The sequence below is a fragment of the Nostoc sp. genome (genome assembly GCF_036917235.1).
In the GTDB taxonomy this organism is placed as follows: Bacteria; Cyanobacteriota; Cyanobacteriia; order Cyanobacteriales; family Nostocaceae; genus Nostoc.
In genome coordinates, this window is record NZ_JBALDU010000097.1 from 1 (window position 1) to 18,557 (window position 18,557).

Genomic DNA, 18,557 nt, shown 5'->3' on the forward strand with positions numbered 1-18,557 from the left:
AAACTGGGGTTTGAATAAGTCAAAGCTCATTTTACTTGCGGAAAACACCAAAATGAGTAAGCAAACTGGGGTTTGAATAAGTCAAAGCTCATTTTGAGAAAGTATTTAAGTCTTTTGAGAAAGTAAACGGGAATTTTTATAAAGAAATGGGGCTTTTTGATAAAGTAATCAGCAAATATACTTGACAATTAAAAATAGCGCCGCCACAAATAAAGTAGGCGCTCAAATCACTTAATAACTTTTCTATCTTTCAATTAGTGATTTGTTTATAGAGGAAGGAATTACCTCAGCTACTCATCTTCGATCAGAACTGTAACAGCTGCGATCGCAATCAACATTTCGTCATTTTTATCATTGAGTTCGGGAATCGCCCGCCCCTGAACGATCATCCCTCCAAATTCTACGGTGAGGGTTTTTTGCCCAAATGGTAATACAGCGAGTACTTCTTCTTCTCTAACTTGTTCTGGGTATGGCACTGCTACCTGAACCTCTATAATCATTTCATTGGGATGACTCAAACCTGCAACCTCCCAAACACCAGGTAAGGCATTGTGAGCGATCGCATTCCGTACTGCCCTAGATGCTGCTACAGTCGGTTCTTGTCCATGCTGATCAATTCCCATCCCCATCTCGATAATCAAGCGTTTACGCGCCATTGCTAACTCCGGTAAATTTTGCACCTTTCACTTTATATAAATCAGGAGTCAAAAGCCAGCATCTAGAATTCTCTGAATACTGACTTTTAACTCCCCAAGCGAGAGAATATATCTATGGCCTTCTAAAAAGGAGGCAAAATTAGTGGCAGATTCTGATTAGTTTTGGTACTTATGCCGACTGAGATGATTTAGACCATACGCTGCAAGCGACTCAAACGCTCTGAGTAACTTTTCATCACCTGTATAGCAAACATGGGTGTTTCCTGAACAGCAAAGAGAAACCCTTCGTGATTAAGGAAAGCTAGTTTGCTATCCACCTTAGCAATGGCTGTGTAAGTTCTATTTTGCACTCCTACAAGTATCCCAACACCAAAAACTTCGCCCGTTTCAATGGTTTCTACAACCTTGCCATTGACTAATATATCTACCTCTCCTTCCAGAATGCCGTAGATTTTATCACCAGACTGTCCTTCTTCAAAGATGACTTCACCTGCTGAGAATGCTTTAGGATCGGGTTGTTTTTGAAAGATACTGACTGTTATTACAGGACTTAGCATTAGAGCAACCCCAAAATTTTTGGTTTTTAGACGAAACTTGTTGATAGCTTTAGGCGAACCCAAAAAAGTATACTACTTTATGTCGATTAACTCTCAATCTCCGCAAAATTTCTGATTAATCGTCTATAAACCTCTCCCTGGTTTTACAATGCAAAACCGCCCCTTTGCGAGTTGGCTACGGTGTACGCACAAGTCTTGCCGCAGCCCCATATCCATATATTTATTAATAAATCTCACTCTGACAAAAATATGCGTAGAGGATTTGTTACTCCCAATCGGAGAGAAATTTGAACGAAAATTCAAGGTAGGGAGAGGTTTATCGAACTCACGTTCAAATAGGGAATTTTGGTTTCCATGCCATCTTCTATAATTAATAAAACCTGCACACCTAATTCTAGGCATGAGACTGTGACCGAATCAGGAAGTTACAAAGATACTGTAAACCTACCCAAGACTAACTTTGATATGCGGGCAAACGCCATCAAGCGCGAGCCTGAAATCCAAAAATTTTGGGAAGAAAATAAAATTTACGATCGCCTCTTTGAAAATAACCCCGGCGAATTATTTATACTGCACGATGGGCCCCCCTACGCTAATGGCTCACTCCATATTGGTCATGCCTTAAATAAAATTCTCAAAGATATTATTAACCGCTACCAAATGTTACAAGGGCGTAAAGTTCGCTACGTTCCTGGTTGGGATTGTCACGGATTGCCAATTGAGTTAAAAGTTTTGCAGAACATGAAGTCAGCAGAACGGCAAAATTTAACACCTTTACAACTGCGCCAAAAAGCGAAAGAATTTGGACTAGCGACGGTAAACGACCAGCGCAATAATTTTAAACGCTACGGTATTTGGGGTGATTGGGAAAACCCTTATCTAACTCTAAAGCCGGAATATGAAGCGGCTCAAATTGGCGTATTTGGTCAGATGTTCTTAAAAGGCTACATCTATCGCGGTTTGAAGCCGGTTCACTGGAGTCCCAGTTCTAAAACCGCTTTAGCTGAAGCTGAGTTGGAATATCCAGAAGGTCACGTTTCCCGCAGTATCTATGCAGCTTTTGCAATCACAAGTTTGGCGTCAGCTGTAAAACCACTGTTGGCAGAATATCAGTCAGATTTGGGTGTGGCTATTTGGACGACTACACCTTGGACTATTCCGGCAAATTTGGCTGTGGCGGTGAATGCAGATTTGAATTATGCAGTGGTGGAAGTGGAACCCCACCCCCCAACCCCCTCCCTGCTTGCAGGGAGGGGGAGTGAAGAAGTGGCTTCCCCCTCTCCGTTAACGGAGAGGGGGACTGAGGGGGTGAGGTTCCGCTATCTCATTGTTGCTGCTGATTTAGTAGAACGTTTATCTTCAACCTTGGGAGTTAAGTTAACCGTAAAAGCCACATTCAAAGGGAATGATTTAGAACATACTACTTATCGTCATCCTCTATTTGACCGCGAAAGTCCGATTGTCGTCGGCGGTGATTACATCACTACTGAATCAGGTACGGGGTTAGTACACACTGCACCCGGTCACGGTCAAGAAGATTACATTGTTGGTCAACGGTACGGTTTGCCCATCCTTGCACCAGTAGATGACAATGGCAATTTTACCGAAGAAGCGGGACAATTTGCGGGGTTGAATGTTCTGGGTGATGGGAATCAAGCGGTGATTGATGCATTAAGTGCGGCTGGTTCTTTGTTGAAAGAAGAACCATACCCCCACAAGTATCCTTATGATTGGCGGACGAAGAAGCCAACGATTTTCCGCGCCACTGAACAATGGTTTGCTTCCGTGGAAGGATTTAGAGAAGAAGCATTAAAGGCGATCGCCACTGTAAAATGGATTCCAGCCCAAGGTGAAAATCGCATCACGCCAATGGTGGCAGAACGTTCCGATTGGTGTATCTCTCGTCAACGTGCTTGGGGTGTACCCATTCCTGTTTTCTACGATGAAGCGACGGGAGAACCACTGCTGAATGAGGAAGTTATCAACCACGTTCAAGGAATTATTGCCGAAAAAGGTTCTGATGCTTGGTGGGAATTATCAATTAAGGAATTATTACCAGAATCTTATCGTAATAATGGTAAGTCGTACCGCCGGGGTACAGACACAATGGATGTATGGTTTGATTCTGGCTCATCTTGGGCTGCTGTCGTTCAACAGCGTCCAGAGTTACGCTACCCTGCTGACATATATTTAGAAGGTTCCGACCAACATCGCGGTTGGTTTCAATCCAGCTTGCTCACCAGTGTAGCGGTAAATGACATTGCACCTTACAAAACTGTGCTAACTCACGGCTTCGCTTTGGACGAACAAGGGCGAAAGATGAGTAAGTCTGAAGGAAATGTGGTTGACCCAAATACAATCATTGAAGGCGGAAAAAATCAAAAAGTAGAACCGGCTTACGGTGCAGATGTGTTGCGATTGTGGGTATCATCGGTAGACTACTCCGGCGATGTCCGCATTGGGAAAAACATCATTAAGCAGATGAATGATGTTAGGGGTAAGATTCGCAATACGGCGCGGTTTTTGCTGGGTAGCTTGTATGATTTTGACCCGGAAAAAGATGCAGTTCCCTTTGAGGAATTGCCAGAACTTGACCGTTATATGCTGCACCGCATAACTGAGGTATTTGAGGAAGTAACCGAAGCCTTTGAGAGTTTCCAATTCTTCCGTTTCTTCCAAACAGTGCAGAATTTCTGCGTGGTGGATTTATCCAACTTTTATTTAGATGTTGCCAAAGATAGATTGTACATCAGTGCAAAAGATGCTTTCCGTCGTCGCAGTTGTCAAACAGTGCTGAAAATAGCTTTAGATAACTTAGCACGAGCGATCGCACCAGTGTTATCTCACACTGCCGAAGATATCTGGCAATATCTCCCTTACAAAACACCTTACAAATCGGTGTTTGAAGCCGGTTGGGTGCAGGTTGAGGAAAAATGGCGTAATCCAGATTTAGCGGAATTTTGGTCAGAATTACGAAAAATTCGTACTGATGTTAATGGAAGTTTAGAGAATCTTCGAGTAGCGAAAGAAATTGGATCTTCTTTGGAAGCTAAGGTTTTGTTATATGTCTCAAATTTGGAACTGCGTAAACAGTTACAATCACTTAACCCCCATTCTATTGACCAAAGTAATGGGGTAGATGAGTTGCGTTATCTGTTTTTAGTATCTCAAGTTGAACTAGTAGATTTCCCTCTTAAAGAGGCAGAAGAAGAGATAAAAGTAGCTAAATTGTTAGGTGCTGAGAAAATAACAACTATTGATGTTGTAAAAGCAGACGGGCAAAAATGCGATCGCTGTTGGAACTACTCTACTCATGTGGGAGAATCAGCAGAACATCCCCTAATTTGCGAACGGTGTGTTGCAGCCTTAGCTGGAGAATTCTAAAAGCAAATCGGCGCTAGCAGACTATAAATCAATACGGTTCAGTTAAGGCTAAAACTCTTTATCAAAGTCAACTTTTTTAACTAACCGCAGAGGTGCAGAGGACACAGAGAGAAGAGAAAAAATGCTTAACCTAATGGCTAAATGCACTTAGGGACTTCCAATAAATCAATTATCCAATCTTGTGGGGCGGGCATCTTGCCCGCCTCTGTCTATAAGCGGTTAATTACGAATTACACTTCGGTTGGTTGATATTCTTGTTGTCTTTCTACAAACGACTGAACACGGGTGCGGTAGTTTCTCACAGTCTCATCTACCCATTCGCGATCGTTGCTATTTGCATACAAATGCACCAGTGGTTCGCTGGCATCTGGTAAAACTAGCAGCCAACTGTCATCGTAAGGTTGACAAATTTTCACTCCATCGATTAATTCTAGATTTTGGGCTGGGTGAGTTTCTACCAAGTAACGCATCAAAGCACCTTTAGCTGTCCACGGGCAACGGACTGTATAACTTTTGTGAATTACACGGGGCAATTCTGACCGCGCAGCAGCAAGCGATCGCTCCTGTATAGTCAACATCTCAATGATCTTCGCAATGCAGAACATGGAATCAAATCCCGGATGCAGTTGCGGGAAAATAAAACCAGTATCTCCACTACCTCCCAACACCACATTCGGATTCTTTTGGCAAGCTTCCATTAAAGCTGTAGGGTTGGCTTTAGTGCGAATCACTCTACCATCATGGCGACGGGCAACTTGTTCAATAGCACTGGAAGCATGAACTGGTACAACTACTGTCCCTCTGGGGTTAGCAGTTAATATCATGTCTACCATCAGTGCTGTTAACATTTCCCCACGAATTGGGTAGCCTGATTCATCAACTAAAATTAGCTGTTCTCCATTAGCGGATACTTGCACCCCAAAGTTAGCTTTCAATGCCTCCACTACATGACCTAACTGAGTCAGCAATCCTTCGCGATCGGTGATTGACATCGCACTTTTATTGACACTGGCATTCAGTACGACTGCATCAGCACCAAATTTATCCAACATTTGGGGTAAAACTGCCCCGGATACCGCATAAACATAATCAATCACCACTTTGGCGCGACTGTTGCGGAGTGTATGAACGTGCAACAGTTTCTCAAAAGCAGTGCAGTAGCGATCCATGACTTGGCTGGGATAAGATACATCGCCAATTTCATGAATTAGCGCCCGCCGCATATCCTCCTTAAAGTAAGCCCCTTCAATTTTCTTTTCCAGGGCTTTGGAGATATTAATGCCCTTGGCATCCATGAATTCAATCAGAATGTAGTCAGGGCGATCGGGATGTACCCGGACGTGGATACCACCAGCTACCGACATTGTGGGTATAACTGTGCGGGCAATGGGGATAGCTGTGGCATCGAGATTTTGAATATCAATACCTACAGACATTAAACCAGCAATGAGCGATCGCGTCACCATCCGAGAAACATTACGCTGGTCGCGGGAAACCGTTACTTTAGAACCAGGTTTCAAAGTTGAACCGTAAGCAGATCCCAATTTCACAGCGAATTCTGGGGTGATGTCGATATTAGCTAATCCTTGGACACCACGTTGCCCAAATAAATTTCGTTGGGCGGTGTTTCCCCAAATTAAGTTAATGTTTAAAACTGCTCCTGACTCAATCTTTTTACTGGGCCAAACACGTACACCAGGACTAATTTGGGCTTCTTCTCCCACAGTGGAAAGCGAACCCACAACAGCAGCTTCTAATACATGGGCGCGGCGGTCTACACGAGTGCCACGGGAAATTACACAGGCAGAAAGATGTGCTTCATCGCCAATAAATGCCCCATTCCACACTATGGGACGTTTGAGACTAGCATCAGCACCAATAGTGACATTATCCCCAATTACGGTTCCTGCCTCAATCTGGACTCTTGCCCCAATCCGGCAATTGTCACCAATCACTGCTGGGGTTTCAATTACAGCCGTCTGGTCAATGTAAGTATTTTGGCCTACCCATAACTCATGGGAAACTTCTTTGTAGGCAAAATCTAATTGCACTTTCCGATCCAAGGCATCATACTGAGCCTCACGATAGGCATCTAAGTGACCGACATCACACCAGTAACCTTGAGCAATGTAACCGTACATTGGCTCATCTTTTGCTAGTAGTAAAGGGAATAAGTCTTTGGAAAAGTCACATTCAACATTTGCTGGCAGATATTCCAAAACTTCTGGTTCGAGAATGTAAGTACCAGTGTTAACGGTATCAGAAAAAATTTCACTACTAGAGGGTTTTTCTAAAAATCGCCGAATCCGGGCATCCTCATCAGTAATCACGACTCCAAATTCAATCGGGTTGGGAACCCTGGTTAAAATCAAAGTAGCTTTTGACTTATTTTGTTTGTGAAATGCGATCGCAGCCGTCAGGTCAAAATCTGTTATGCTATCGCCGCTAATGACTAAAAAAGTTTCATCAAGAAGTTCGGCAATGTTTTTCACACAGCCAGCTGTACCTAAAGGCTGATCTTCTTCGACAGCATAAGTCATCTGAACGCCAAAATCGCTGCCATCTTGAAAATAGTCTCGCAAGACATCAGGTAAATAATGCAATGTTGCAATAACTTCTGTAATTTGATGTCGTTTGAGGAGATTAATAATATGTTCGGCAATTGGTCGATTTAGAATCGGCACCATCGGTTTCGGCAGATCGCAAGTTAACGGGCGAAGCCGCGTTCCCGAACCCCCTGCCATCAGTACTGCACGCATAAATCCTCCTTAACTAGTTACAGCCTTTGCTGCTTGAAAACGTATCAGATAGATTTTGTTATTCTTTCTCTAGTCTCCTATGGATATTGATATTTGAGGAACTTCCACAAGATGCATATAGATTGGGGATTGGGCACAAGAGGCAGGGGGGCAGAGGGGCGGAGGGGCAGAGGGGCAGAGGGGCAGGAAGGAAAAACTTACTGCAACTTCTCCAGGACTTACGCAAAATAATGAAAAACAAACCGCAAAGTACGCAAAGTACGCAAAGGAATAAGGGTTTCAGAGACTTATTGCGTTAGTCCTATTCTCCCCTGCTCCTCTGCTCCTCTGCTCCCCTGCTCCCAGCTATTGGCAATGATAAAGTTCATATTCGTAGCCGTCTACGGGTGGCAAAGATTGAGTATCAGACTTAACACATATTTTCACGGTTTCTGCTACGGGTGCGTGAAAGTTTACCAGCCACAAGTCAAAAGGTCGTGGTAATTTTTTTAAAGTATTTTCCAGGGCAATGGTGGAAGCATTCGGATCTCGATCTTGATGAGCCAGGAGAAACAGAGGATTTGGGAGTGAATTTGCACGTTTAATCTCCCTCGCAACTCCCATCATTTCCCCAGTGTGTACATAAGTTTTGTGGGTGGTGGCAATCAGTACTGGTGTTGGGGATGTTTGTTGAATTAGTTCCACAAACAGGTCAGGACGATAATATTTTTGATAGCCGAGATTGCAGATTACTGTAACTGCGCTGAAAAATCCCATTAACCAAATTAACATTACGGCTTTTTTCCCGTTTATTCCCCATTTACCTATACTTGTTATCCCATTTTTCCCTTGCTCTGTTTCCATCCATTCCTGGGGAGGATGCCAACAAACTGCGAGACTTGCACCTAGTAAAACCACGATCGCGGGAAAGTAAACAAAGTTATATCTAGCACCCCTGGTGAGGTCAATGCCCAAAAAGTACGTAAAGATAAAGAAGATTGCGATCGCACTGATAACTACTCCAGCAACTACCTGAATCATCATCCGGCTTTCTGGGTGCTGTAGTTGAATTTTAATCCCACGCAGCAAAATTGGTACTGCCCAAATAAAGAAAGTCAGCATCACTACCCCAGAAGGAATCACAACCAAAGCTTGAGAAGATTCAACTGGTAATAGGGAAATCATTGCAATCAATGTTCCTAAAGCTTGAAAAATTGGGCTTAACCAATCTAGTCCAACGCGCGAACCTCGAATCCACTCGGTCAAAGCACCACGATTTTCATTCTCTAACAAGGTTGGTATCCAAATTAAACCCGCCACACAAGTACCTATAGCAACGGCATAGATGCGCTGCCAGGGAGGAGAGAAGAGGAGAGAAAATTTGCTGCTGGTTTGCAATTGATGCCAAGCCAGAAAAATCAAAACTACGACTTCTGTGCAAAGGGTAAGGGTGAAAAAATAATGAGTAGCAATACCTAAAGCATTAATTCCTATCCAGAAAAGTGCTACCCATATAGGTAAAGGTGTACGGTTTTGAATATGACGTGTGGCAATTACTAAGCAGGTGAGGGAACCAATTACCCATAAGATTGCCAAAGTGTAATGACGCGCTTCTTGTGCTAAAAATACGCCATAAGGTGATACTGCCATCATGGCAGCAGTCAAGTGTCCCACTAATCGCGAACGAAACGCTACTCTACCTAACACGTAAACACACGGGATGGAGGCAGCGCCGATTATCGCTGGTAGCAATCGCGCACCAAACAGCGATACTAATCCTCCATCGCTGGGAAATAATTTCATCCACAGGTAAGCCAGCACAAAATACAGTGGTGGATGACTATCTTGTGTCGCTAAGTTATGAATGACATCACCAATAGTTGCAGCCGGGTTTAGTTGCAGTGGTTGTAATAGAATATCAGGTGCGATCGCTCGATCGAGGGGAACTGATAAAAAAGTATTCCCCAAGCTAAACACCAAGGTGGCAAACTCATCAGTCCAAGGAGGCTTTGCAGTCAAGTTGACTAGGCGCAAGCTGATGCCAATAATCAACCAGATTAAGATCGGCAAGAGATGAACCCAGGAAGGAGGAAGGCGATGCCAATTATTATGCCAATGCTTGCGTTGTGAGCCAGAGTTTTTATCTGCCAGAGGCAGGAAATGGTTAGCAGATGCAGCTAGCAACGAGATAATTTGTTTGTAAAAATAAAATGCACCTTGGAAAAGAACTCTCATTGCTGGGCCTCACATTCATGGATTTGTAGATTTGACGTTTGAGATTTAAGTTCGTTCTAAAATCTAAAAACAAAAATCTAAAGCTCAAATCTCTCGTTGTGATTATTTCACGTCTGTGACGCGCCAGCTAAGTTTCAAATTAACCCAGAAATTCCAAATTGTAGCAACTGCGATCGCTATCAACTTAGCTAAATACTGATTTATTTCCAAGACATTATAGAGAAAGTTAATTATTAGAGCTTGTAATATAACTCCTGCCAAACAGACCACGCTGAACTTCAAGAATCGCTTGAAACGTTGATGCAAAGCACGTTGACCCTGAGAAATATCACTAAAAGTCCATATATCATTCCATAGGAAATTATTTACAATTGCCACTCCGGCCGAAAGAATCGTACTGCGCGTTAAACCTAAATGAACTACAGTACGCAGCAAGTGAAACACCGTTAAATCCACAAATACACCACTAAAGCCAACAAACCCAAAACGGACAAATCGACCGACGGGGAAATTGACTTTTCTACTCAATCGTCCTACTTTGCCTGTGGAAAGCCGTAATCGCACTAAGTGGTGGATGTAATCTATATATTGCTTCCATGTCACCTTACTCTCGCCCTCTTTGCGTTCGCAAAATACATACCCAACCTCGGCAACTTGGTCTACTTTTCCCCGGCCAATTACTTCTAGGAGAATTTTATATCCAACTGGATTGAGTGTTGCACCTGCGATCGCACTCCGGCGCACCATAAAATAACCACTCATTGGGTCAGAAACTCTGCCCAATACCCCCGGTAATATCAGCAAGCCTAACAACTGGGCACCACGAGACAAGAAACGCCTAACAACACTCCAGCTACTAACACCGCCTCCTTCTACATGACGGCTAGCTACTGCCAAATCTGCTCCCTGCTCAATATTATGCAACAGTTGTATTAATACCTCTGGTGGATGCTGCAAATCTCCATCAATCACCCCCAGCACACTCCCCGTAGCTGCTTGCCACCCACGAATCACCGCTGAGGACAGCCCCCGTTCTTGTTGGCGTCGCATCACTCGCAACTGGGGGTATTCTGTCGTCAAAGATTGCGCTATCTCCCAGGTTCGGTCTGGACTATCATCATCTACTACTATTAGTTCATAGTTTCCTGCAATAGATTCATCCAGTAATTGACTCAATATGCTGACTACATTTTTGATGTTGTCACGCTCTTTATAAGTAGGAATCACTAGAGAAAGATGAATAGAATTATCATCTATACCCACGGTGTTGGGGGGCAACTCTGAAATCTTTAGTGGGCCAGTTGATACTGTTAACAGTGAGTTGGATGAGTTTGTTTTCATATTCCAAATTGCAAAACGAGGGTGTGTAAAGTCCGTGGAAAATAGAATCAAACATCTACTGACTTTATTGACTAAACCTAGTTGCTCAAAAGTTGAGGAATCCTTTTGTTACAGTTAGTTGCCCTGAAAGTTTAGTAATTCCCGTACTTCGATTCCCACTATTTTCCTAAATTCATCTAAATTTTACATCTTACCCCTTGTTTTTATGATATTATACGAAAAATTACGTATTTTTTAGCAAATCATTCTGTACTTTTAAGTAAACTAAGTCAGCAAATATACAGTTTATTCAGCATATCTTTATAATTTTTTAATGATACACGGAGAATATTATTTTAATATGGAGTATCGAAAATTTTGGTATTATACTTATACATTACTGTTTTTACAGGAAGGTAAGAAGAAAGTGCAAATTCTGATTACATAAGCTTGTTACATCCGTCAAAACTTATTTGCTGATGCAATAAATATTGAATTAATTAAACCCTACAAAACAAAGAAAAATCAAAATATTTCTTTGATAAATAGTTATAGCTATTTATTAACCATAGAAGCAGTTATAAATACCTATTTGATTTTTGAAAAAACGAACTACTGCATAAGGTAAGAGGCAGTTAATGTTTCGTTCTTACCAATTTTTAGGAGTAATTTGATGAACCAAATGAGAGTAGATATGTATAGTCTCGTTTTGGAAGATTTGTCAAGATTTAGCAATATAAAAAATCAAGCTTAACAAAAATTAATATATTACTAAATAAGTATACTATTTAGTAGATACCCGATTGAAAATATGCCAAAAGTAACATTATAAAATCCCCCGGTAGGGCATTGCAAAAAAGAGAAAAATTTTGTTTGTTATTAAAATGATGGCGTAGTTTTATTGCTTGTTTTGAGTAAATGAACCTCTAAAAATACAGGGTAGATCATGCATATTCCTGATGGATTTGTTTCTATTCCGGTGGCCGGGGCTACTGGTTTAGCGAGTGCGGCAGCGCTGTTTGTTGCCTTCGGGCGATCGCAAGAGGCTTTTGGTATTCGTCGTGCCCCGATATTGGGACTAACCACCGCCTTCATTTTTGCTGCCCAGATGATCAATTTTCCAGTAGCAGGAGGTACTAGTGGTCACTTGTTAGGGGGAACCTTAGCTGCGATCGTTTTAGGCAGTCCTTGGGCAGGAACATTGTGTATCGCCACAGTTTTAATTATTCAAGCCGTGCTATTTGCTGATGGTGGCATTACAGCCTTGGGAGCAAATATTTTTAACATGGGAGTGATTGGGGTTTGGGTTGGCTGGGTTTTAACCGAAACCTTACAACGGTTGTTTGGCGGATCTAAAGGGCGCTTACCTTTGGCAGCAGGGATCGCCGCTGGTGTGAGTGTAGTGGTAGCTGCGATCGCTTGTGCCATTGAATTAGCTCTTTCTGGAACTGCACCGGTAGGGATAGTTTTACCAGCCATGACTGGTGTCCATATTTTGATTGGCATTGGCGAAGGAATGATTACTGGGGGTGTGCTGACTTATTTGGCCAAAGCCAGACCAGATTTGTTACCAGGCGAACAGCAAGAGTTTCGCGGCTGGTCAGTGCCCATTGTCACCATTTTTTTAATTGCGGGAGTGCTGTCACTCTTTGCCTCAGCATGGCCCGATGGTCTGGAGAAAGTTGCCGAAAATACAGGCTTCATTAACTTAGCCAGTAAAGTACGGATAATTGTGCCAACTCCCTTAGCTGACTATGGAATTGAGGGTTTGGGGCCAATTGGCACTAGTATCGCTGGACTTGTGGGAGCTGCGGTTTGCTTTGCTGTTGCCTTTGGAATTGCCAAGGTAGTGAAACCGAAGAATGCTTAAACTTTCCTTACCGCTACGCTTGCAACTGTCTCTAGTGATTGTGGTGGGAGCAGCTTTATTAAAGCATCATGCCTGGTATGGACTAGGTGTATATGGTGCGATCGCACTTTTCTGGGCTTGCTTCTTGCGCGTACCAATTCGCCAATTGGGAGGATTACTTGGCACAGAATTGATTTTTTTGTCATTGCTAGCATTGCCTTTGGGATGGGAACGAGCCAGTTTTTTGCTAGTTCGTTCGCTGGTTTGTCTAGTGACGATGAATAGTTTTTTGTTAACCTTACCGCCCCACAGTTTCGGGATTGCCCTCAAAAGCTTACCTGTACCAGCACCTTTAAAGGAAAACTTGTTGTTAGCTGGGCAATATATGGAAATTTTGCTCTCAGAAGTAACGCGGATGCGGCGCAGCGCCCAACTACGCGGTCTGAATGGAACAGGCGGATGGTTGCGCTATGCTAGTGCTGCCATGATTGGAGCTTTGTATCTTCGTAGTCTAGATCGGGCAGAGCGAGTCTACGCGGCAATGGTAGCTCGTGGCTACAACGGACAATTACCCATAGATTCTACTTTCAGACCAAAAGAACGTTTTGCCCTATTACTAGCTTGGGCGATCGCTGCTAGCGTAACCCTAACTTCTTACAAAATTTAACCCACTCCCCAGTAGATACGCGATTAATCGCGTCTCAATTCCCTTACATATTGAGTTTGTAAATTTTGAAATCATTAACTTCTAATCCCCAATTATCAACCGATAATCCCCATGCAGCTGTAGTCGAGGTTGAGAACCTGGTGTATGCATATTCCCACCAGGAGCCAGTATTACAGGAAATATCTTTTACCTTGAACAAAGGCGATCGCGTTGCATTGATGGGAGCAACAGGTTCTGGAAAAAGCACCTTGTTGGAGAACTTAATCGGCTTAAAACAACCGCAAACAGGAAAAATTATCATTAATGGCATTCCCGTAGAACCGCAAACTTTACCCCAAGTACGTCGTCAAATTGGCTTTAGCTTCCAAGATGCCAACGACCAATTATTCATGCCCACCATCTTGGAAGATATTACCTTTGGACCACGTAACTATGGGATCAAAGCAGCAGAGGCTAGCGATCGCGCCCGCCAGTTATTAGCTGATTTTGGTCTAGAAGCTTACGCCAATCGTTCCGCCCACGAACTTTCTGGTGGACAAAGACGCCTAGCCGCCTTAGCCTCGATTTTAGCCCTAGAACCAACAATTCTAATTTTGGATGAGCCGACTAACGGTCTCGATCCAGCATGGCGGCGTCATTTGGCGCAAGTATTATTAAAGTTACCCGTGCAAGCGATCTTAATTGCCTCCCACGATCTACATTGGCTAGGCAGAGTTACTCAACGCGCTTTGGTGCTGTCTGGTGGTCGTATTCAAATAGACAGCGATATTCAACCACTGTTGCAAGATGGTGCTACTTTAGACCAGTTGGGTTTGCCGATAGATTGGTGATTTGGGCATGGGGCAGAGGAGCAGGGGAGCAGAGGAGAATAGGAGAATAGGACTAACGCAATAACTCTCTGAAACCCTTATTCCTTTGTGTACTTTGCGTACTTTGCGGTTCGTTTTTCATTATTTTGCCTAAGTCCTAGAGAAGTTGCAGTAAGTTTTTCCTCCCTGCCCCACTGCCCCCTGCCCCTCTGCCTCTTGTGCCCAATCCTCCCATTTCCCCGTAATATTGAATACTATATTGTGGGTTGAATTGCTGTTGGGGTGTTAATGTCTGTTTTACATAAATATACTGTTCTTGCTCCTGTTAGCCTAAGCATTGCTTTGTTAGTTACTAGTTGCAGTGATAATAAAGTTTCCCAGTGCCAGCGACTGATTCGAGTTGTGAATGCTGGAACTTCTCTAATTGATAAAAATAAAGGAACGCAAGTGATAACTAGCATACAGTTATCTAAAGATTTAGACTTTGTGACTAAATCCATTGGAGAACTGAAGTTAAAAGATCCGAAGCTGAAAGAATTTCAAAGCAGTTTTGTGAAGATTTTTCAAAATCTTAGTCAAGCGATCGCCAAAGCAGGTAAGGCGCTTGGTGCAACCAAGACAGCACAAGCTTCAGAATCTGGGAGAGCAAAAATCCAAAAGGCTAGAACCGAAATTGATTCAGCACTGACAACAGCTACAACTCTTGGCAAACAGTCAGATACATTAGTGAATCAGATGAATAAGTATTGTAGCGAGCCAGAATAATCTATCTGGGGCAGAGGTGACAGGTGATAGGGAATAATCTGTACCCTGTAACCTGTAACCTATTCCCTTCTTCACTGACACGGTGATGCCTCTCGGATAGACAGTAACTTTTATCACTTCTTTTTCAAAAACTTTCCTGATATACACCAACTTTATCTGTCAAAAGAAGTATTGGTGCAAGTCAAATGAAATACCAGGAATGATATGAGTCTACTGATGGCGAGTGTGCTGGCAACAGTGCCAATATCTGCGGTCAATTTACCAGAAAAGTCCATAATTCTCCCAGAGAATCCGGTGCAGCAGTCAACACAGGATGATTTGTCTCGAGTTGTCTCACCTGCTGAAATTACACCACCTGAATTCGTGCAACCAGATATAACTACCTCGTCAGCTATAAAAAACAAGTACGAGAATATACTGAGAAAAAGTAGAGACAAAATTCAATTTATCAGTTCACCTAACTTACCTGAATTAAAAGATACTCAACCTGTAACAGAAGTTGTACAAAACCAGGAAAGTACAGAAGAATTTTCCCAATCTCCTCATCCTCCAGACTCAGACAACCCAATGTCTCAAGTCACCTCAGTATCGCAACTCCAGGACGTGCAACCCTCCGACTGGGCTTTTGGTGCTTTGCAGTCTTTAGTAGAACGCTATGGCTGCATTGCGGGATACCCTGATGGGACTTATCTGGGGAATCGCAGCATCAGCCGTTATGAATTTGCAGCTGGTTTAAATGCTTGCTTAGAGAAGATTAACGATGCGATGCCTGCGGCGGGCTACGCCTACGCTAACAATAAAATTAATACTGTTAATAATGAAGATTTAATCTCGCTGCAAAGGTTACAGGGCGAGTTCAAATCAGAGTTGCAGCAATTACAGCAGCGCGTCGAAGCTGTGGAAAAGCAGACTAGTGAATTACAAGGAAATCGGTTTTCCACAACTACTAGATTATTTGGTCAAGCCATTTTTAGCGTTCAGGGAACCAATAGCCCCGATGTCGATTTGTTTCCTAGAGATGGAGTCCCTGAACGCCAGGGAAAAACCAATCTGACTTTTACAAGTAGCGCCCAACTAACCTTAGCAACTTCATTTACAGGGCGAGATTTGCTTTTAACTGGGCTGTCTGCGGGTAATTTGGGTTCTAATGCATCGTTGTTATCTACCAATATGGGACGGTTGGGTTTCGAGTCAAATACAGACAACAATCTAGTTATTAGTGACTTATCTTATCGATTTCTCGCCTCGAATAACTTGGGAATTGTCGTCGGTACAGCCGGAGTCAACCCGATTAACACCTTTCGCGGTATTAGCCCTTTAGAAGGTTCTAGCGATGGTGCAATTTCTCTATTTGGTCAGCGGAACCCAATTTTAAGTATTGGTAACGGTAGTGGTGGTATAGGCTTTGACTGGCAGATTAGCGATCGCATCAGTTTGCAAGGCGTTTATAGTGCCGAAATACCGAGTTTTCCTGGCGACACCAAGCAGGGCGGACTATTTGGCGGTAGATATACTGCTGGCGCTCAGTTAAGTTTAGCACCCACAAATAACATCGATATCGGCGTACATTATCTCTATTCCCACTCCCCAGATGGCTTACTGGGAGGTGGTATTGGTGATTCTCAACTGATTTCACCTTTTGCAGATCCTACAGCTTTCAATACCCAAGCTATTGGCGCTACCGTTGCTTGGCGAATTAACCCTAACTTGCATTTGGGTGGTTGGGGTGGCTTTACTTCCTCCAAGCCATCTAACCTTTCGGGAAGTGTAGAAACTACCAACTGGATGGTATTCGCGGCTTTTCCTAATTTGTTGCGTCCTGGGAATTTAGGGGGCGTTCTCGTTGGACAACCGCCCAAAATTACTTCCAGTACTTTACCCGACGGCTTCAATTTTCCCAACTTTTCTGATGGGGGGACAGCAGGCGGACGTAGTGACACATCAATTCACGTAGAAGTTTTTTACCGCGCCCAACTGAGCGACAATATCGCCTTGACTCCAGGCTTATTCGTTATTTTCAATCCCGATCACAATGCCGCTAATGATGCATTAATCGTTGGGACATTAAGAGCAAGTTTCCGGTTTTAATTTTGTACTGATGTAAATGTAATAAAATACGCTATTTAAATACTGGTTAATTCAGTGTTAGATGCTTTCACGATCCATTAGGAGCAAGGAAAAGTCATGCGTAAACATACGCGTATTTTTTTTCTATGTGATTAAAGGAGCAAATTTTTCATGAAATTAAATTCATCAGTTCAGTTGGGTTGTCTTCTTGTTAGCAGCAGCAGTTTAGCCGCAGTCTTCATCGGTTTAGGTGGAACAAGTGCTTCTGCTCAAATCACAATTCAAAGCACTGGCACATTATCGGGTACTATCCAACTTCCCAGAAATAATCCCAATTTCAATCAAAGCATTACTCGTGTTGATACAGACGATACGGGGACTTACTCGCGGAACTTAGGTACTAATAATAATCCTAATTACGTTCCTATATACAAGTCAGACTATGTGCAGGTAAAAACACGTGCTGATGGTAGTCTGCATTATTTTGTTGACTTTAAAGGCATTCCGATTGTCTCCTTTAATGGCGTTCTTACTTCGCCGATTCTCTCTGGCGGTGAGTTGACACCCTATAAATACCAGGGGCAATTGGCAGGAACCACATTTCAAGGAGTAGTTCAGGATGAATTTAATCTCACAAAAGCCTTATATACTGGTACTGTCACCGATCCAAACACTGGAAACCAGTATCAGGGCACTTTTGAAGTGAGTGGATATGGAGTCCGATATAGCGATCGCAATGGTAGCGGCACCCCCACAGTCTTTGATTTCAAATCCGATCTCCCAGGTTCGCCAAAGGTGACATCTTTGGAAATGACTAACTCACCCCTAGCAAGAATACAGATAAAAGTACCTGCAACTGCAACTCTCATAACTCCTACGCCAACTACTGGTAATGGTAGTACAACCACTCCCCCACCAGTAAGTAGCGGTGGTAGTACACCCACTCCCCCGCCAGTAATTAGCGGTGGTAGTACACCCACTCCTCCATCAGTAATTGATGGTAGTGCGATCGCTCCTGCACCTGTAGTTAGTGATGGTAGTGCGATCGCTCCTGCACCTGTAGTTAGTGGTGGAAACACATTCACTGTTACGCCAATAGTTGATGGCGGAAACACATTCACTGTTACACCAATAGTTGATGGTGGCGCTTCCTCGACACCTACAACGTACACATCTGGGTCTAATTCTCCATCAATTTCTACTACACCTAATATGGAATTGAGTAACGGTAATTTCTTAGAGGTAAATCAAGTAGTTGTCAACCCTGCAACCCTTGCTCAAGCTGCTTGTTCACAGGATTCTGCCAAGAGTTGTACAATAACTTCACTCAAACAAGCGATCGGCCCTCGTAGTCGAGTGCTGCTGCGTTAATTAGGGACTTTCTAATAAAAAATATCCAACTACTTCTTGTGGGGTGGGCGTCTCGCCATTGGTGTCAAGTTAAGAAAATTAGAGTTTTGTCAAGTGGGTAAAACTCAATGGTTAAACTGAACACAATGGTGTTGAGAAT

12 protein-coding genes are annotated in these 18,557 nt (G+C 43.1%); 7 read left to right on the top strand and 5 right to left on the bottom strand.

Going from position 1 to position 18,557, the window contains the following annotated elements; all coding sequences use genetic code 11:
• Window positions 1-290: 290 nt before the first annotated feature.
• Together V7K44_RS27360 and V7K44_RS27365 are read right to left on the bottom strand one after the other, a co-directional pair.
• Complete coding sequence (locus V7K44_RS27360) at window positions 291-656, bottom strand: Lin0512 family protein (protein WP_334936313.1); 366 nt, start codon at window positions 654-656, stop codon at window positions 291-293.
• A gap of 188 nt (window positions 657-844) precedes the next feature.
• Window positions 845-1,213, bottom strand: coding sequence for a cyclic nucleotide-binding domain-containing protein (locus V7K44_RS27365; protein WP_334936293.1), 369 nt, complete (start codon window positions 1,211-1,213; stop codon window positions 845-847).
• A 408-nt stretch (window positions 1,214-1,621) separates the two neighbouring features.
• On the opposite strand from V7K44_RS27365, the gene ileS reads away from it, so the two are divergent.
• Window positions 1,622-4,597, top strand: a complete 2,976-nt coding sequence (gene ileS / locus V7K44_RS27370) for an isoleucine--tRNA ligase (RefSeq protein WP_334936315.1) — start codon at window positions 1,622-1,624, stop codon at window positions 4,595-4,597.
• 230 nt (window positions 4,598-4,827) lie between these two features.
• Here the strand turns inward: ileS and V7K44_RS27375 are convergent, their stop codons facing one another.
• The 3 genes from V7K44_RS27375 to V7K44_RS27385 form a co-directional block, all read right to left on the bottom strand.
• Window positions 4,828-7,356: a mannose-1-phosphate guanyltransferase gene (locus V7K44_RS27375; protein ID WP_334936295.1), complete on the bottom strand. Its 2,529-nt coding sequence runs from the start codon at window positions 7,354-7,356 to the stop codon at window positions 4,828-4,830.
• A 345-nt stretch (window positions 7,357-7,701) separates the two neighbouring features.
• Window positions 7,702-9,570, bottom strand: coding sequence for a glycosyltransferase family 39 protein (locus V7K44_RS27380; RefSeq protein WP_334936297.1), 1,869 nt, complete (start codon window positions 9,568-9,570; stop codon window positions 7,702-7,704).
• Window positions 9,571-9,672: 102 nt separating this feature from the next.
• Window positions 9,673-10,911, bottom strand: coding sequence for a glycosyltransferase (locus V7K44_RS27385; RefSeq protein WP_334936299.1), 1,239 nt, complete (start codon window positions 10,909-10,911; stop codon window positions 9,673-9,675).
• A 925-nt stretch (window positions 10,912-11,836) separates the two neighbouring features.
• On the opposite strand from V7K44_RS27385, the gene V7K44_RS27390 reads away from it, so the two are divergent.
• The 6 genes from V7K44_RS27390 to V7K44_RS27415 all read left to right on the top strand — a co-directional run bounded on the left by V7K44_RS27390 (window position 11,837) and on the right by V7K44_RS27415 (window position 18,418).
• Complete coding sequence (locus V7K44_RS27390; RefSeq protein WP_334936301.1) at window positions 11,837-12,760, top strand: energy-coupling factor ABC transporter permease; 924 nt, start codon at window positions 11,837-11,839, stop codon at window positions 12,758-12,760.
• Complete coding sequence (locus V7K44_RS27395) at window positions 12,753-13,406, top strand: energy-coupling factor transporter transmembrane component T family protein (protein ID WP_334936303.1); 654 nt, start codon at window positions 12,753-12,755, stop codon at window positions 13,404-13,406. The genes V7K44_RS27390 and V7K44_RS27395 overlap by 8 nt, the downstream gene beginning before the upstream one ends.
• A 65-nt stretch (window positions 13,407-13,471) precedes the next feature.
• On the top strand, window positions 13,472-14,236 hold the full coding sequence (locus tag V7K44_RS27400; RefSeq protein ID WP_334936305.1) for an energy-coupling factor ABC transporter ATP-binding protein: 765 nt from the start codon (window positions 13,472-13,474) through the stop codon (window positions 14,234-14,236).
• A 267-nt stretch (window positions 14,237-14,503) separates the two neighbouring features.
• On the top strand, window positions 14,504-14,980 hold the full coding sequence (locus tag V7K44_RS27405; RefSeq protein ID WP_334936307.1) for a hypothetical protein: 477 nt from the start codon (window positions 14,504-14,506) through the stop codon (window positions 14,978-14,980).
• Window positions 14,981-15,184: 204 nt separating this feature from the next.
• The gene (locus V7K44_RS27410; RefSeq protein ID WP_334936309.1) at window positions 15,185-17,068 is read left to right on the top strand and encodes an iron uptake porin; all 1,884 of its coding nucleotides are present in this window, start codon (window positions 15,185-15,187) and stop codon (window positions 17,066-17,068) included.
• A gap of 150 nt (window positions 17,069-17,218) precedes the next feature.
• Window positions 17,219-18,418, top strand: coding sequence for a hypothetical protein (locus V7K44_RS27415; RefSeq protein WP_334936311.1), 1,200 nt, complete (start codon window positions 17,219-17,221; stop codon window positions 18,416-18,418).
• Window positions 18,419-18,557 lie beyond the last annotated feature (139 nt).

Bases quoted from the DNA above. Each gene is read 5' to 3' on its own strand.
- V7K44_RS27405 (WP_334936307.1), top strand. From the start codon at position 14,504: ATGTCTGTTTTACATAAATATACTGTTCTTGCTCCTGTTAGCCTAAGC.
- V7K44_RS27410 (WP_334936309.1), top strand. From the start codon at position 15,185: ATGAGTCTACTGATGGCGAGTGTGCTGGCAACAGTGCCAATATCTGCG.
- V7K44_RS27385 (WP_334936299.1), bottom strand. From the start codon at position 10,911: ATGAAAACAAACTCATCCAACTCACTGTTAACAGTATCAACTGGCCCA.
- V7K44_RS27395 (WP_334936303.1), top strand. From the start codon at position 12,753: ATGCTTAAACTTTCCTTACCGCTACGCTTGCAACTGTCTCTAGTGATT.
- V7K44_RS27365 (WP_334936293.1), bottom strand. From the start codon at position 1,213: ATGCTAAGTCCTGTAATAACAGTCAGTATCTTTCAAAAACAACCCGAT.
- V7K44_RS27390 (WP_334936301.1), top strand. From the start codon at position 11,837: ATGCATATTCCTGATGGATTTGTTTCTATTCCGGTGGCCGGGGCTACT.
- V7K44_RS27360 (WP_334936313.1), bottom strand. From the start codon at position 656: ATGGCGCGTAAACGCTTGATTATCGAGATGGGGATGGGAATTGATCAG.
- V7K44_RS27380 (WP_334936297.1), bottom strand. From the start codon at position 9,570: ATGAGAGTTCTTTTCCAAGGTGCATTTTATTTTTACAAACAAATTATC.
- V7K44_RS27415 (WP_334936311.1), top strand. From the start codon at position 17,219: ATGAAATTAAATTCATCAGTTCAGTTGGGTTGTCTTCTTGTTAGCAGC.
- V7K44_RS27375 (WP_334936295.1), bottom strand. From the start codon at position 7,356: ATGCGTGCAGTACTGATGGCAGGGGGTTCGGGAACGCGGCTTCGCCCG.